General features: G+C 69.4%; 17 protein-coding genes and 1 pseudogene. 13 read left to right on the top strand and 5 right to left on the bottom strand.

The annotated features are described in order from the left end of the window. The first annotated feature begins 1 nt into the window (after window position 1). The 12 genes from CHC09_RS02350 to CHC09_RS02295 all read left to right on the top strand — a co-directional run bounded on the left by CHC09_RS02350 (window position 2) and on the right by CHC09_RS02295 (window position 7,321). A complete protein-coding gene (locus CHC09_RS02350) occupies window positions 2-655 on the top strand; it encodes a ribonuclease FAU-1 family protein (protein WP_089291246.1) in 654 nt (217 codons plus the stop codon). A 175-nt stretch (window positions 656-830) separates the two neighbouring features. Further along, on the top strand, window positions 831-1,304 hold the full coding sequence (gene rpsP / locus CHC09_RS02345) for a 30S ribosomal protein S16 (protein WP_089291245.1): 474 nt from the start codon (window positions 831-833) through the stop codon (window positions 1,302-1,304). Continuing rightward, the gene (locus tag CHC09_RS02340; protein WP_014447131.1) at window positions 1,282-1,539 is read left to right on the top strand and encodes an RNA-binding protein; all 258 of its coding nucleotides are present in this window, start codon (window positions 1,282-1,284) and stop codon (window positions 1,537-1,539) included. The genes rpsP and CHC09_RS02340 overlap by 23 nt, the downstream gene beginning before the upstream one ends. Before the next feature lie 6 nt (window positions 1,540-1,545). Beyond that, window positions 1,546-2,112 carry a ribosome maturation factor RimM gene (gene rimM, locus CHC09_RS02335; protein ID WP_179276949.1) on the top strand — a complete coding sequence of 189 codons (567 nt, stop codon included), beginning with the start codon at window positions 1,546-1,548 and terminating at the stop codon, window positions 2,110-2,112. Further along, complete coding sequence (gene trmD / locus CHC09_RS02330; RefSeq protein WP_089291243.1) at window positions 2,109-2,873, top strand: tRNA (guanosine(37)-N1)-methyltransferase TrmD; 765 nt, start codon at window positions 2,109-2,111, stop codon at window positions 2,871-2,873. Before rimM ends, trmD begins: the two co-directional genes overlap by 4 nt. Before the next feature lie 141 nt (window positions 2,874-3,014). Continuing rightward, the gene (rplS, locus tag CHC09_RS02325; protein ID WP_089291242.1) at window positions 3,015-3,371 is read left to right on the top strand and encodes a 50S ribosomal protein L19; all 357 of its coding nucleotides are present in this window, start codon (window positions 3,015-3,017) and stop codon (window positions 3,369-3,371) included. A 165-nt stretch (window positions 3,372-3,536) separates the two neighbouring features. Continuing rightward, window positions 3,537-4,427, top strand: a complete 891-nt coding sequence (gene lepB, locus CHC09_RS02320; protein ID WP_089291241.1) for a signal peptidase I — start codon at window positions 3,537-3,539, stop codon at window positions 4,425-4,427. Continuing rightward, window positions 4,424-5,086 (top strand): signal peptidase I, encoded by a 663-nt coding sequence (gene lepB / locus CHC09_RS02315; protein WP_089291240.1) that lies wholly within the window; start codon window positions 4,424-4,426, stop codon window positions 5,084-5,086. The genes lepB (CHC09_RS02320) and lepB (CHC09_RS02315) overlap by 4 nt, the downstream gene beginning before the upstream one ends. Before the next feature lie 44 nt (window positions 5,087-5,130). After that, on the top strand, window positions 5,131-5,619 hold the full coding sequence (locus CHC09_RS02310) for an NUDIX hydrolase (RefSeq protein ID WP_239138062.1): 489 nt from the start codon (window positions 5,131-5,133) through the stop codon (window positions 5,617-5,619). Continuing rightward, entirely contained in the window at window positions 5,619-6,464 is an 846-nt protein-coding gene (locus CHC09_RS02305) for a ribonuclease HII (RefSeq protein WP_089291239.1), read from the top strand. The genes CHC09_RS02310 and CHC09_RS02305 overlap by 1 nt, the downstream gene beginning before the upstream one ends. Next, complete coding sequence (locus CHC09_RS02300) at window positions 6,461-6,784, top strand: DUF2469 domain-containing protein (RefSeq protein WP_043532656.1); 324 nt, start codon at window positions 6,461-6,463, stop codon at window positions 6,782-6,784. Before CHC09_RS02305 ends, CHC09_RS02300 begins: the two co-directional genes overlap by 4 nt. A gap of 72 nt (window positions 6,785-6,856) precedes the next feature. Further along, entirely contained in the window at window positions 6,857-7,321 is a 465-nt protein-coding gene (locus CHC09_RS02295) for a murein hydrolase activator EnvC family protein (RefSeq protein ID WP_089291238.1), read from the top strand. Here the strand turns inward: CHC09_RS02295 and CHC09_RS02290 are convergent. The 5 genes from CHC09_RS02290 to CHC09_RS44895 all read right to left on the bottom strand — a co-directional run bounded on the left by CHC09_RS02290 (window position 7,289) and on the right by CHC09_RS44895 (window position 12,889). Further along, complete coding sequence (locus CHC09_RS02290; RefSeq protein WP_089291237.1) at window positions 7,289-8,473, bottom strand: aminotransferase class V-fold PLP-dependent enzyme; 1,185 nt, start codon at window positions 8,471-8,473, stop codon at window positions 7,289-7,291. The genes CHC09_RS02295 and CHC09_RS02290 overlap by 33 nt on opposite strands. Window positions 8,474-8,492: 19 nt before the next feature. Further along, a complete protein-coding gene (locus tag CHC09_RS48290) occupies window positions 8,493-9,734 on the bottom strand; it encodes a tyrosine-type recombinase/integrase (protein WP_280523913.1) in 1,242 nt (413 codons plus the stop codon). 612 nt (window positions 9,735-10,346) lie between these two features. Continuing rightward, window positions 10,347-10,751, bottom strand: a complete 405-nt coding sequence (locus CHC09_RS02280; RefSeq protein WP_089291236.1) for a GntR family transcriptional regulator — start codon at window positions 10,749-10,751, stop codon at window positions 10,347-10,349. Between the two features lie 690 nt (window positions 10,752-11,441). Continuing rightward, entirely contained in the window at window positions 11,442-11,699 is a 258-nt protein-coding gene (locus tag CHC09_RS02275) for a hypothetical protein (RefSeq protein ID WP_239138086.1), read from the bottom strand. A 728-nt stretch (window positions 11,700-12,427) separates the two neighbouring features. Further along, the gene (locus CHC09_RS44895) at window positions 12,428-12,889 is read right to left on the bottom strand and encodes a hypothetical protein (protein ID WP_143232189.1); all 462 of its coding nucleotides are present in this window, start codon (window positions 12,887-12,889) and stop codon (window positions 12,428-12,430) included. Window positions 12,890-13,193: 304 nt separating this feature from the next. Between CHC09_RS44895 and CHC09_RS02270 the strand changes: the two are divergent. Further along, window positions 13,194-13,378 (top strand): annotated as a pseudogene (locus CHC09_RS02270) (DNA-binding protein). Window positions 13,379-13,569 lie beyond the last annotated feature (191 nt).

Genomic DNA, 13,569 nt, shown 5'->3' with positions numbered 1-13,569 from the left:
CGTGAGGTTCGCAGCGGGTCGGCTGATCCTGCACCGCGATACCCACCACGGCCGGATCGCCTTCGTGCACCCCGGCCGGGTGATCTCGGACGACGAGCGCGGGCTGCTCATCTGGGTGGCCCGCGACTCGGTGATCGCGGTCGAGACCACGCTGGACGGGCTCTTCCCGCGGGACCTGTCGTTCGTCGACTGGATGACCACGGAGAAGGCACCCCGGATCGCCGGCTGGAAGGGCCCGGGCGTGCTGCGGTTCTTCCCGCCCGGGGCGAACCACTCGGTCTGGTTCTTCCGGGACGACCAGGGTGATTTCACCAACTGGTACGTCAACCTGGAGGAGGCCGCCGTCCGCTGGGATGACGGCGACGTCGCCGGGATCGACGTGATCGACCAGGACCTCGACATCGTGGCCACGCCCGACCGGGCCTGGCGCTGGAAGGACGAGGACGACTTCGCCGAGCGGCTGGCCTCACCCGAGCACTACTGGGTGCCGGACGAGGCGGCGGTCTGGGCGGAGGGCCGCCGGGTGATCGAGTCGATCGAGGCGGGCGCGTTTCCGTTCGACGGCACGTGGACCGATTTCCGGCCGGATCCGTCCTGGCCGGTGCCGGCCGAGCTGCCCACTGGATGGGACCGGCCGGTCGTCGCCAGGTCGTAGCGGGGCCGGTTGGGATTGTCGGCGCCTCATCTGGCAGAATGACTCGTTGGTATCCGGCATGTCGTGAGGCGCCCTCTAACCCCTCACCACGCTGCCAGTCCACGAGACATCGGTCCCGCATCCCCACGTGGGTTCCGGTCGGCTCACCCACGTAGTCACCCAGGAGCGATAAACCGTGGCCGTTAAGATCCGGCTTCTGCGGATGGGCAAGATCCGCAACCCGCAGTACCGCATCGTCGTCGCCGACTCGCGCACCAAGCGCGACGGTCGCGCCATCGAGTACATCGGCATCTACCAGCCGAAGGAACACCCCTCGGTGATCGAGGTCAAGTCCGAGCGCGTGCAGTACTGGCTGTCCGTCGGCGCCCAGCCGAGCGAGCCGGTGCAGCGCATCCTCGAGAAGACCGGCGATTGGCAGAAGTTCAAGGGCCTGCCGGCCCCGGCGCCGCTGCTGGTCGCGCCGAGCAAGCAGAACAAGACCGAGGTGTACGAGGCTGCGGCCAAGGCCGCCGCGGGTCTCACCGACACCAAGCCGGCCGCGACCCCGAAGAAGGGCGCCAAGGCTGAGGCGAAGGCCGCCGAGCCGAACCGCGAGGCTGTCGCCGAGACGGCAGAGGACCCGGCCGGTGCCGGCGCCGACGCGAGCTGACGGGGCGCTCCGGCCGGCGCTGGAGCACCTCGTCAAGGGCATCGTCGACAACCCGGACGACGTCCGGGTTCGCCTGGTCGACTCGCGCCGCGGTAAGCGGCTCGAGGTTCGCGTGCACCCGGAGGACCTGGGAACGGTCATCGGGCGCGGCGGGCGTACGGCCAAGGCGTTGCGTCAGGTGATCGGGTCGATCGGTGGGCGCGGCATCCGCGTCGACATCGTCGACGCGTACTGATCGATGCTGCTCGTCGTCGGCCAGATCGGTAAACCGCACGGCATCCGGGGCGAGGTCTCGGTGGTCGTGCGGACCGACGAACCCGAGGAACGCTTCACCGCCGGTTCGGTGTTCATCACGGAGGTCCCCCGGGACCGCCGGGTGAGCACCGGCCCGGCGGCCGCGCCCGTTCCCGGCGTTCCGTTCAAGGTTCCCGCACAGCTCACCCTCGAGTCGATCCGCTGGCATCAGGGCCGCGGCATCGCCGTCTTCGAGGGCATTCACGACCGCAATGTCGCCGAGGCGATGCGCGGTGTCTACCTCCAGGTGGACAGCGCCGACCTGGCGCCGCCGGCGGATCCGGACGAGTTCCACGACCACCAGCTGATCGGCCTGCGGGTCGTCGCGGCGGACGGCACCGAGTACGGCACGGTGGACCGGATCGATCACGCCCCCTCCTCCGACCTGATCGTGCTGAAGAAGGCCGGTGGCGGTACGGCGCTGATCCCGTTCGTCACCGCGATCGTCCCGACCGTGGACATCGCCGGCGGCCGGATCGTCGTCGACCTACCCGAAGGACTGCTGGATCTGTGAAGGTCGACATCGTCTCGATCTTCCCGGACTACTTCGCCCCGCTCGAACTCTCGCTGATCGGCAAGGCGCGGACCACCGGGACCCTGGACCTGACCGTTCACGATCTGCGCACCTGGACCTATGACGTGCACCGGACGGTGGACGACTCGCCGTACGGCGGCGGTCCCGGCATGGTGATGCGTCCCGAGCCGTGGGGCGAGGCGCTGGACGCGGTCTGCTCGCCATCAACCACCCTGGTCATCCCGTCCCCGGTCGGCAGGCCGTTCACCCAGGCCGACGCGTACGAGCTGGCCGCACTGCCGCACCTGGTCTTCGCCTGCGGGCGGTACGAGGGCATCGACCAGCGGGTGATCGACGACGCCGCGGCCCGGATGCCGGTGCGCGAGGTCTCGCTCGGCGACTACGTGCTCTTCGGTGGCGAGGTCGCGGTCATCGTGATCATGGAAGCGATCACCCGTCTGCTGCCCGGTGTGCTGGGCAACGCCGACTCGCTGACCGAGGAGTCGCACGCGGCCGGCCTCCTCGAAGCCCCGGTCTACACCAAGCCGGCGTCCTGGCGTGACCGGGAGGTGCCGGACGTGCTGCGCTCCGGCGACCACGGGCGGATCGCCCGCTGGCGCCGTACCGAGAGCCTGCTGCGGACCGAGGCCCGGCGACCGGACCTCTTCGCCGCCTACCCGCCGGAAAATCTGGACAAGAAGGACCGGAAAGCGCTGGCCGAGGCCGGATTGGAGCTCCCGCCACCCGGTGTGGCAAAGTAGGGAGGTTGCCGTCTCGCCTCACGCCGTGAGCCGAGACGAGGACCTCCTGGCCGAGCTTGATCAAGACCGGCGTGGGAGGTCAGCAGTACCCATCCGCGTCACCGAACTCCCGGTGCGCTTGAGTATTACGAGGATGCAGCGATGAACACGCTGGACGAGCTCGACGCCCAGTCGCGGCGCACCGACATTCCGGACTTCCGGGCCGGTGACACCCTCAAGGTGTACGCCCGGGTCGTCGAAGGTAACCGTTCCCGTGTCCAGGTCTTCCAGGGCGTCGTGATCGCCCGTCAGGGCTCCGGCCTGCGGGAGACCTTCAAGATCCGGAAGATCAGCTTCGGTGTCGGCGTCGAGCGGACCTACCCGTTCAACAGCCCGGTGATCGACAAGATCGAGGTCGTCACCCGTGGTGACGTCCGTCGCGCCAAGCTCTACTTCCTGCGTGAGCTCCGCGGCAAGAAGGCCAAGATCAAGGAGCTGCGGGAGAAGCAGACCGTCTGAGTCTCTCCACCCCGGCACTCCCAGGCGCAAGCTCAGGCGAACTAAGCTTGCGCCTGTGCCGGATGGATGAACCATTCCAGTCCTACCGCCCGTAACCTTCCCTAGACGGGGAACCCGGGCGGTAGTGCTGTATCCGGGGGCGGTTCGGCCGGTCGGCGTCAGGAGATGCGAAGCGTGGATCCGATGGAGGGCTATCGTCCGTCCCGGCGGCGTTCGATGCTCAGAAGCAAGGAGATGCCGCTCTGGCAGGAGCTGCCGCTGCTGCTGGTGGTGGCGTTCTGCCTGGCAGTGCTGATTCGAACCTTCCTGGTGCAGGCGTTCTACATCCCCTCCGGGTCGATGCAGAAGACCCTGGAGCTCAAGGACCGGGTGCTCGTCAACAAGGTCGTCTACGACATGCGTGACCCGGTGCGCGGCGAGATCGTGGTCTTCCGGGGCACCGACAACTGGGCGCCCGAGGTCACCGAGCCGGTCAGCAACGCGTTCATGGCCAAGCTCGGCCGCACCATCGGAGACCTGGTCGGGGTGAGCCGTCCCGGCGAGCGCGACTTCATCAAACGGGTGATCGGCCTTCCGGGTGACAAGGTTGCCTGCTGTGACGACCAGGGCCGGATCACGGTCAACGGGGTCGGCATCGACGAGAGCTACATCGCCGACGGCTTCAACTCCGACCTGAGCCAGCCGCCGATCGCGGGGCAGTGCAGCAGCCGGAAATTCGCCGAGATCACCGTGCCGGCCGGGCAGATGTTCGTGATGGGTGACCACCGCTCCGTCTCGCAGGACGCTCGCTGCCAGGGCCCGGTGCCGATCGAGAACATCATCGGCCGTGCCTTCGTCACCGTCTGGCCGACCGATCGGTTCAAGAGCCTCACCGTTCCGGACGTCTGGAAGCAGTTCGCCCAGGACCATCCGGCCGCGGCCGCGGGCCCGTCCGAGCCGCAGCCCCGGCGGGAGCCCCAGGTGGCCGGGGGTCTCTTCCCGCTGCTGGTCAGTGTGGTGCTATCCGCGCGTTACGCCATGTCGTTCGTTGCCCGACGACGTAGGCTCCGAGCGTGATTGACGAGCAGACCGAAAAGCGCAGCGGGTCCTTCTGGCGCGAGCTTCCCATCCTGCTGGGCGTGGCGATCCTGGTCGCCGTCCTGGTGCGTGCCTTTGTGCTGCAGACTTTCTACATCCCGTCCCCGTCCATGGAACACACCCTGAACGTGTGGGACCGGGTGCTCGTCAACAAGCTCGTCTACGACTTCCGGGACCCGAAGCGTGGCGAGATCGTCGTCTTCAAGGCGCCCACCCTGTGGCAGTCCGGCGCCGAGGGTGAGGACTTCATCAAGCGGGTCATCGGCACCCCGGGCGATCACGTGGTCTGCTGCGACAGCCAGAGCCGGCTCGTCATCAACGGGCACTCGCTCGACGAGCCGTACATCTACACGGACGCCGACGGCAACCGCAACGAGGTGGCGTCCGCGAAGTTCGACATCGTCGTGCCGTCCGGGCGGCTCTGGGTGATGGGTGACCACCGGGAGGCCTCCGGCGACTCGCTCGAGCACTACGAGCAGAGCACCGCCGCCGACGAGGCGGGCAAGCTGCGGGACGCGACCACCACCATCGACTCGGTGGTCGGGCGGGCCTTCACCATCTTCTGGCCGGCCGGCCGAGCCACATGGCTGACCGTGCCGCACTCGTACGACGGCATCCCGGACGCCTCCACCCGGTGAGAGGGCGGCTCGAAAGATCCACCGCGGGCGCTTAGGCTTGACCGGTGACCGAGTCGAACCAGCCCGTCATCGCGCGCCGTGCCGGCCGGGTGCTCCTCGTCGATCTGGCCGGCCGAGCCCTGCTGCTGCACGGCGGTGACCCGGCCCGTCCGGGGCTGCGCTGGTGGTTCACCCCGGGCGGCGGGCTGGAGCCGGGCGAGAGCCCGGTCGAGGCGGCCGCCCGCGAGCTCTTCGAGGAGACCGGGCTGCGGGTGGAGCCGGTCGAGCTGGGCGAGTCGATCCGGCACGAGCAGGCCGAGTTCTCCTACAGCGGCCGTGACTACGTGCAGACGCAGGACTTCTTTCTGCTGCGGGTGGCCGACTGGCAGGTCGACACGGCCGGGATGGATGCCGAGGAACGGCTCACCATCACCGAGCACCGCTGGTGGTCCACGGCCGAGATCGAGGCCAGCGAGGAGCTGATCTTCCCGGCCGACCTGGCTGGGCTGCTGCGCGCACAGCAGGCCGAGGCCGTACCCGAAATGGGTCTGTGATGCTCGCCCCACCCCGCACCGTCGTGCGCCGCGAGGCCGGGATCTATGCCCTGGAGCAGGCGTTGCAGCGCCGTGGCTTCGAGTATGTGGCCGGGGCGGACGAGGCCGGCCGTGGCGCCTGCGCCGGGCCGCTGGTCGCGGCCGCGGCGATCCTGCCGGCCGGCCGTCGCGGCGAGGTGCCCGGGCTGGCCGACTCCAAGCTGCTCACCGCCGCCGCCCGGGAGCGGGTCTACGGCGAGGTGGTCGCCCGCGCTCTGGCCTGGTCCGTGATGATCATCCCGCCGGCCGAGGTGGACGCCCGCGGTCTGCACGTCTGCAACCTGTCGGCGATGCGCCGCGCGCTCGCCTCACTGACCGTCCGCCCGGAGTACGTGCTGACCGACGGCTTCCCGCTGGACGGACTGGGGGTGCCCGGCCTGGCGGTGTGGAAGGGTGACCGGGTGGCGGCCTGTGTCGCGGCGGCCAGCGTGCTGGCCAAGGTCACCCGGGACAGGCTGATGGTGGAGCTCGACGAGAAGTTCCCGGAATATGGCTTCGCCGTACACAAAGGCTATATAACGGACGAGCATAGCGCCGCGCTGGTGAAACACGGACCCTGCGCCGAGCACCGCTTCTCGTACGTGAACGTCGCCGCCGTCTCGGGGCGGCGCGACGTGCCGCCGCGGGCGCGTCGCCCGGCCACCCCGCCGGCCGACCCGGTGCCGTCGTTGTTCGATGTATCCGTTACCGAGCCGCTGCTGCTTCCGGGAGCGGCTGAGGGTACCGTCGGCGTGGCGTCGGGCGAGCAGCCTCAGCCGTCGCCGTCGGTGGGGGAAGATGAGGCCATGGAGGGCGAAACACGATGAGCGCAGAGGATCTCGAGAAGTACGAGACCGAGATGGAGCTGCAGCTCTACCGGGAGTACCGCGACATCGTCCGCCAGTTCTCCTACGTCGTGGAGACCGAGCGCCGGTTCTACCTGGCCAACCAGGTGGACCTGCACGTGCGCAACTCCGACGGCGAGGTGTATTTCGAGGTCGAGATGCACGACGCCTGGGTCTGGGACATGTACCGTCCTGCCCGGTTCGTCAAGAACGTGCGGGTGATGACGTTCAAGGACGTCAACGTCGAGGAGCTGGAGAAGCCGGACATCTCGCTGCCGGACGACGCCAACTTCGGCGGCTGACGGTTTTCCACACCGGGCGGCTGTCCACAGGGCGGGTCGCCGGTCGGCTGAACGCCGCCCAGACTCGCCCGCATGTTGCTCCTTCTGGCGTTCGTTCTGGCCGCGATCCCGGTTCCCTACGCGTGGCCGGTGTCACCGCCGCAGGTGACCAGACGATTCGAGGCGCCACCCGAGCCCTGGCTCGCCGGGCACCGCGGCGTCGACCTCGGCGGCACGCCCGGGACGGCGGTCCGGGCGACAGCCGCCGGGACCGTGCTCTACGCCGGAGTGCTGGCCGGCCGCGGCGTGGTCAGCGTGGCGCACCCCGGTGGGCTGCGCAGCACCTACGAGCCGGTCAGCCCCGCCGTCGCGGCCGGTGACACGGTGACCGCGGGCGAGTCGCTGGGCACCCTGGACCCGGGGCATCCCGGCTGCCCGGTCGCCGCCTGCCTGCACTGGGGCGTCCGCAGGGGCACGGACTATCTCGATCCGCTCACGCTGCTCGGCCTCGGCCCGGTCCGGCTGCTACCAGTGCCAGGTGTTCAGGACGGCGGGTAACCGCTCGGCGAAGCGGTGGTACTCCTCCGGCCGGTTGTAGATCTGCGCGCTCAGCCGCAGCAGGCCGCGACCACCCCAGGCGTTCACCTGAGACTCCACGCCCAGCTTCTCGGCGATGTGGGCGCGCAACGCGTGCGCCTCCGGGATGGTGGTGGCCACCCCGGCCGGCAGCGGGACGATCCGCATCGAAACACCCGGTCCGGGGTCCGGCAGCTCCGCCGGCGCCAGGCCGAGGGCCTGACCGACGACCCGCTGCCCGTACGCCGCCAGCGCCACGTTGTGCTCCCGGATCGTGTCCAGCCCCAGCGTGCGCATCGCGAAGACACCCGCCGGCGCCGCGAGCCACGGCGTGTAGTCGAGCGTCCCCTGGAACTCGACCGACAGCGGGAAACCCTGATCGTGCTCCCAGGAGACCACCAGCGGATCGATCCGCCGGCGCCACTCCCGCGCCACCACGAGCAGGGAGGTGCCGCGCGGCGCCCACGCCCACTTGTGCAGGTTGCCCACCCAGAAATCGGCGCCGATCTCGTCCACGGTCATCGGCAACATGCCCGGTGCGTGCGCGCCGTCGACCATCACCGGGATACCCGCGTCGCGGCCCGCGGCGACGAGTTCCCGGACCGGCATCAGGGTGGCGGTCGCCGAGGTCAACTGGTCGACGATCAACAGGCGGGTGCGGCCGGGGCGGAGCGCGGACCGTACCCGGGAAACGATCTCCGGCCCGGAGGCGCCGAGCGGCACCGCGACCGTCCGGGCGGTCGCACCGGTGCGCCGGCACTCCCGCCGCACCGCCATCGCGACCGCGCCGTAGGTGTGATCGGTGAGCAGCACCTCGTCTGACTGGCCCAGCCCGGCCGACTGCAGCACCAGGCTGACCGCGGCGGTGGTGTTAGTGGTCAGCGCGCTGCCCTCCGGATCGGCGCCCAGGAACGCGGCCAGATGCCGTCGGGTGTGGACGAGCCGGTCCAGCAGGCCGGGGCCGAAGAACCGCATCGGGTTCAGATCCATCTCGTCGCGCAGCCGTTGCTGGGCGCGCTGCACACTGATCGGAAGCGCGCCGAACGACCCGTGGTTGAGGTAGGACACCGCCGGGTCCAGCGAGAACAGGAGACGGGCGCCGGGAATGGGTTGCGGTGGATCTTCGGCGCTCATGGTTCCCGATCGTACGGTGTCAGGCTCGTGGATGGGCCTGGTTGAATGCGGCCCGCAGTCGTTCGGTGGAGACGTGGGTGTAGATCTGGGTGCTGGACAACGAGCTGTGACCGAGCAGCTCCTGGACTGCGCGCAGATCGGCGCCGCCGTCCAGGAGGTGGGTGGCGGCGGAGTGCCGCAGGTCGTGCGGCTTGGTGTGGGGGAGGCCGGCCGTGCGGGCGGCGGCGGCGACGATCCGGCGGACGACGGTGGGTTGGAGGCGACCGCCCTTGAGACCGAGGAAGAGGGCGTCGTCGTCGCGCTTCGTGGGGTGGCCTTTTCGGGTCTTCCGTGCTCTCCCTACGGCGTTTGCTCGCAGGCTGCCCTCGGCGGTCAGGGTGTCGGTGTTTGGCGTGCTCTTCCCTGTGGTCGGGCCGGGGGTGTTTGGTGTGTTCTCTCCTGTGGTCGGGCCGGGGGTGTTTGGTGTGTTCTCTCCTGTGGTCGGGCCGGGGGTGTTTGGTGTGCTCTCTCCCGTGGGCGGACCGACGGTGCTCGGCGCGTCCCTTCCCGTGGTCAGGGTCGGGCGGCCGTGCTGGAGCCAGACGGCGAGGGCGTCGCGGGCCGGATGGCCGTAGGGGACCGCGCGCTCCTTGCCGCCCTTGCCGAAGACCCGCACCACCTGGCGTGCGTGGTCGAGGTCGGCCCGGTCGAGGCCACAGAGCTCACTGACCCGGATCCCGGTGGCGTAGAGCAGCTCCAGGACGGCTCGGTCGCGGATGGCGGTGGCGTCCGACTCCCTCGTCCCGCTGCTCCCCTCGGCGGATCCCGCTTCCACGCTCGTTCGGGGCTCAGCCACATCAGGTGCGGACGGGCGGGCGCCGGGAGTGCTGACCAGCGCGGCGGCCTGGTCGGCGCGGAGCACGTTGGGCAGGTCACGGTGGGCGCGCGGGCTTGCCAGCCCGGCTCCGGCGTTGCCGGGAGAGAGACCGATCCGATGGGCCCATCCGGTGAAGGACCGGGCCGCCGCGGCACGGCGAGCTTGTGACGTACGGGCGGCGCCCGCGCCCAGGCGAGCCGCGAGCCACCCGCGCAGCACCGGGAGATCCAGGTCCCCGACGGTCGCGCAGCCCTGGTCGGCGGCGTGAGTGAGCAGCGAGACGACGTCACCCAGATAGGCCCGCACGGTATGCGCGGATCGGTCCTCGACCACCGCGAGATGGTGGCCGAACCGATCCACAGCGTCCCGCAGGGCCGGCGGCAGCGCCTCGTGCAGCTCCGTCACACTCTTCGTTTTCGGCCGGCGTCGATAGGCGTCCACGATGTTCAGTGTGCCGCGATTCTTGTCGTACCCCGCCCCTATGTTCGGGTCATGGCGCGCCGTCCGAAGCCCTGTCGCCCGCCGTCGCCGGCATTCAGCCGACGCATGCGGTTGCTCAGGTCCGCGCGGCTTGTGCGGCTGCTGGAGTTCGCGCAGTGGGCGCGGTTGCTTGGGTCTGTGCGGCGTGTGCGGTTGCTGGGGTTGGCGCAGCCTGTGCGGTTGATCGAGTTCGCGCAGTGGGCGCGGTTGCTCGGGTCCGTCCGGCAGGAAGGCGATGCTCCACGGCACCTCGAGGCCCTTGGTCAGCACGGTGACCGCGATCTCCTGCTCGTGCGGCGCGTGCGGCTGCTGGAGTTCGCGCAGCCTGTGCGGTTGATCGAGTTCGCGCAGTGGGCGCGGTTGCTTGGGTCTGTGCGGCGTGTGCGGCTGCTGGGGTTCACGCGGCGCGTGCTCGCGTTGGACTCCGGTCGACGTGGGTCGTTGGTCGAATGCGTTTGGCGCGGGTCGTCGGCGAGCGCATCAAGATCGCCGTTCTCGGTCCTGGGCCCTCGGGCTCGGAGCGTACGCGAGCGTCGGTCAGGGGCGGGTGAGCTGGACCCGGTCGGCGGGGTGGACCGTCTCGTTGCCGTCCGGAGTGATCACGACCAGCACGGGCACGCCCTCGCCGAGCCGGTACTTGCGACGCTCGGCGTCAGTCGGCATCCGGGAGCCGACCCGCTCGCCACGGGCCAGAGTGATCACCTGAACAGGCTCCGGCACCCGGACGAACGTCCCGCGCGGCCGGTCCACCGTGACCAGCCCCTCGGTCCGGAGCTGCCCGATCGCCTGACGCACCGTGGTGCGACTGATCCCGTAATCCTGGGCCAGACGCAGCTCACTGGGCAGGGGCTCCCCGGGGCCCAACTCGCCGGACTTGATGCGATCCCGCAGCAGATCAGCAAGCTGCCGAAAGACCGCACGGTCCGCCGAATGATCGATCATGGCAATTATTTTACGTGACCACAATGCTCCGTCACGTTGTACCTACAGACCTATATAACTATGATGAGAACGCCGCACCGGAAGGGCTCGGCCGGACCGGGCGGAGGAGCGGGCGACGGTTTTGCCAGGCCGGTCGAGAGGCTGCTGGGCGCGACCGCCGCCCGTTCGCCACCTCCGACGACCTGCCCTCGCCGGGCGGTATGACCTGGCATCGGAGCACAGCGCGAGTGTCCCGCTTGCCGCGCAGTGCGTCCTCGCCCGGCTGTGGCGTGAGCGTCCCGATTACCGTGTGTTGTCGCTTCGCCTCGGGTTGCAGCGTGAGTGTCTCGCTTACCGCAGCACTGCGTCCTCGCCCGGCTGGGGCCGTGAGCGTCCCGATTGCCGTGTGGTGCCGCTTTGCCTCGGGTTGCAGCGTGAATGTCTCGCTTACCGCGCACCGCGCAGTGCGTCCTCGCCCGGCTGTGGCAAGTGCGTCCCGATTGCCGTGTGGTGCCGCTTCGCCCTCGGGTTGCAGCGTGAATGTCCCGCTTGCTGCGCGGTGCAATCTCCAGGCCGTTTATGGCCGGCCGGGTCTGGCTACCGCTAGCCAGCAGGGTTTGGCCACCGTGTGGGCGAAGACCTGGAGTTTGCGCCGGCATCTCGCCGCCGTCCGGCCCCTATGGAATGTGGCCGGGGCCGGACGGCGGGTTGTCATGCGGAGGGCGGCTTGCGCCAAGCCCAGGCGAGGAACCGTGCGTGGAGGTTCAGCGGTGTCTCGCCGTCGATGACCATGTCTTCGAGCGCCTCGTACATCTGCGCGGACAGGTAGATCCGCAGCAACGACGGGAAGGCGCGGTATTCGTGCAGCAAGCTGACTTGAGCGGTCGAGCATGGCCAGGGCAGGCCGCAGACGCGGCAGTTCCAATCCGGCCGGTCGTGCAGGTGTTCGGCTTCTTGTGCGGTGGTCAACTGTGTCCCCCGAATCCGGCCCGGTTGACGTCAATGGCATTCACCCGCGGCGCCTGAGCCCGCGAGTCCGTCGTGCGATGGCACCTCTGAACAGCACGTTTCCTTGTGGCGTGGTGAGAGGTGCGGTGTGATGTGGCGCTGTGCGACGGCACCTCTGAACAACACGCTTTCTTGTGGCGTGGTGAGAGGTGCGGTGTGATGTGGCGCTGTGCGACGGCACCTCTGAACAACACACTTCCTACTGGTGTGGTGAGAGATGCGGCGCGGTGTGGCGCCGTGCGGTGCGGCGTGATGTGACGCCGTGCGATGTGGCGCCATGCGTTGCGCTGTGGCGGCGGGGCGCCATGCGGCGTGATTTGGCGCCATGCTGTGCGGTGTGGCGCGGTGCGGTGTGGCGCGGTGCGGTGTGGCGCTGTGCGGTGCGGTGTGGCGAGATGTGGTGCGGTGCCGTGCGGTGTGATGCCACGGGGTGCCTCGCCGTGCGATGTCACGTGACAACTGTGGTGCCGCCGTGCGCTGCGCCGTGATGCCGTGCCGTGCGAAGTCACGCGACGCCATTGGTGCCGTGCCTAGCGGTGGTGTCATGTGATGCCGTGTGACGCGATGCTAAGTGGTGTGCTGCCACGCGGTGCGACGCGTCGTGTGCGGAACTCAGCGACGGTCGCGGCGCCGGTGAAGGTGGTTCTTGAACGGGTCGTTGCAGTGGGCGCGATGACGTTGCCCAGGCGTCAGATTCCCAGCGCGACCCACATTCGGCTCCAGGTGCCTCGGCCGCGGCACCGCGGCCCGTCCCACCGCCTGACCCGCGAGTGCATCTCCGATCGACCGGCTTCCGCCGGATCTGCCCCACCCACATTCCTCCTCGGCGGCCCGGCCGCCACATGGCTCGTCCTCCTCTCGACCGGTGGAGCCATGCCGCCCGGCTGTTCGATGGTCGTGCCGCCCGGCTGTGCGGCTGTCGTGCCGGCCCGCTGTTCGATCGTCTTGTCGTCTGGCTGTGCGGCCGTCGTGCCGCCCTGCTGTTCGATCGTCTTGTCGTCCGGTTGTGCGGCTGTCGTGCCGGCCCGCTGTTCGACCGTCTTGTCGTCCGGCTGTGTGGTCGTCCTGCGCGCCGGAGCCTTGGCGTTGCCGGGGCACATCGAACCGGGGCGGTGCGGCCAGGCGAGGCTTTTGCCGATCTGGAACGACATTGTCGGAATGTGCGGGCCCCGTCCCGCTCTGCTCCGCAGGACCCCGCGGCGGGTACGGCTTAGGCGGCGCCGGCACCAGTCGATCGACGCACGGAGCCGGCAGCCCGCACCGGCATCGGCGCCACAGCGTCCGCCAATCACGGCGGTGACGAGGGGAGAAGGGCACCCCTCCAGTTGTCATGCGACATCTAGTCATGACGGCGATCCTAATGGACGAGCGACTAGCTGTCTTCCGCCAACCTGCTGAGCGCCTAATAGTCCCGCGCCTACGGTCGATCATGTGGGAGTGAAGCCGATCCGCCTCATGGGCGCACACGAGATCCGCATTCGCCTGGGCGGTGTGAGCCGCCAGCGGGCGTACCAGATCACCAGCCGCGCGGACTTTCCCAAGCCGGTCGCCGACTGGCCCAGGGCAAGGTGTGGCTGACCGAGGATGTCGAGGCATGGATGAAGGTCCACCGCCGTGACCTGGACGAATCCGAAGACTGATCGCCTCCGCGCCGCCCGTGGGACGCGGCTGCGCCGTACGGGCCGGGATGTCCGTCCACTCTGCGCGAGCGCGGCGGAGCATCCGGCCCGCCAACCAAAGTTTCCGCATTCCTTCGTTGGGAAAGCGGTGGTGAGGGGCGGGATCGCGACGCCTGCCGTCTACTCAGGAGGCGCGGAATTCGCCGTGGAAC

The sequence above is a fragment of the Actinoplanes regularis genome (genome assembly GCF_900188005.1).
GTDB classification, from domain to species: domain Bacteria; phylum Actinomycetota; class Actinomycetes; order Mycobacteriales; family Micromonosporaceae; genus Actinoplanes; species Actinoplanes regularis.
This window is presented reverse-complemented; position numbering and strand designations above follow the sequence as displayed.

What these genes read in the sequence shown, in the direction of transcription:
- rplS (WP_089291242.1), top strand. Translation starts at nt 3,015, where the DNA reads ATGAACACGCTGGACGAGCTCGACGCCCAGTCGCGGCGCACCGACATT.
- lepB (WP_089291241.1), top strand. Translation starts at nt 3,537, where the DNA reads ATGCGAAGCGTGGATCCGATGGAGGGCTATCGTCCGTCCCGGCGGCGT.
- CHC09_RS02305 (WP_089291239.1), top strand. Translation starts at nt 5,619, where the DNA reads ATGCTCGCCCCACCCCGCACCGTCGTGCGCCGCGAGGCCGGGATCTAT.
- CHC09_RS02300 (WP_043532656.1), top strand. Translation starts at nt 6,461, where the DNA reads ATGAGCGCAGAGGATCTCGAGAAGTACGAGACCGAGATGGAGCTGCAG.
- CHC09_RS02295 (WP_089291238.1), top strand. Translation starts at nt 6,857, where the DNA reads ATGTTGCTCCTTCTGGCGTTCGTTCTGGCCGCGATCCCGGTTCCCTAC.
- CHC09_RS02290 (WP_089291237.1), bottom strand. Translation starts at nt 8,473, where the DNA reads ATGAGCGCCGAAGATCCACCGCAACCCATTCCCGGCGCCCGTCTCCTG.
- CHC09_RS02280 (WP_089291236.1), bottom strand. Translation starts at nt 10,751, where the DNA reads ATGATCGATCATTCGGCGGACCGTGCGGTCTTTCGGCAGCTTGCTGAT.
- CHC09_RS44895 (WP_143232189.1), bottom strand. Translation starts at nt 12,889, where the DNA reads ATGTCGTTCCAGATCGGCAAAAGCCTCGCCTGGCCGCACCGCCCCGGT.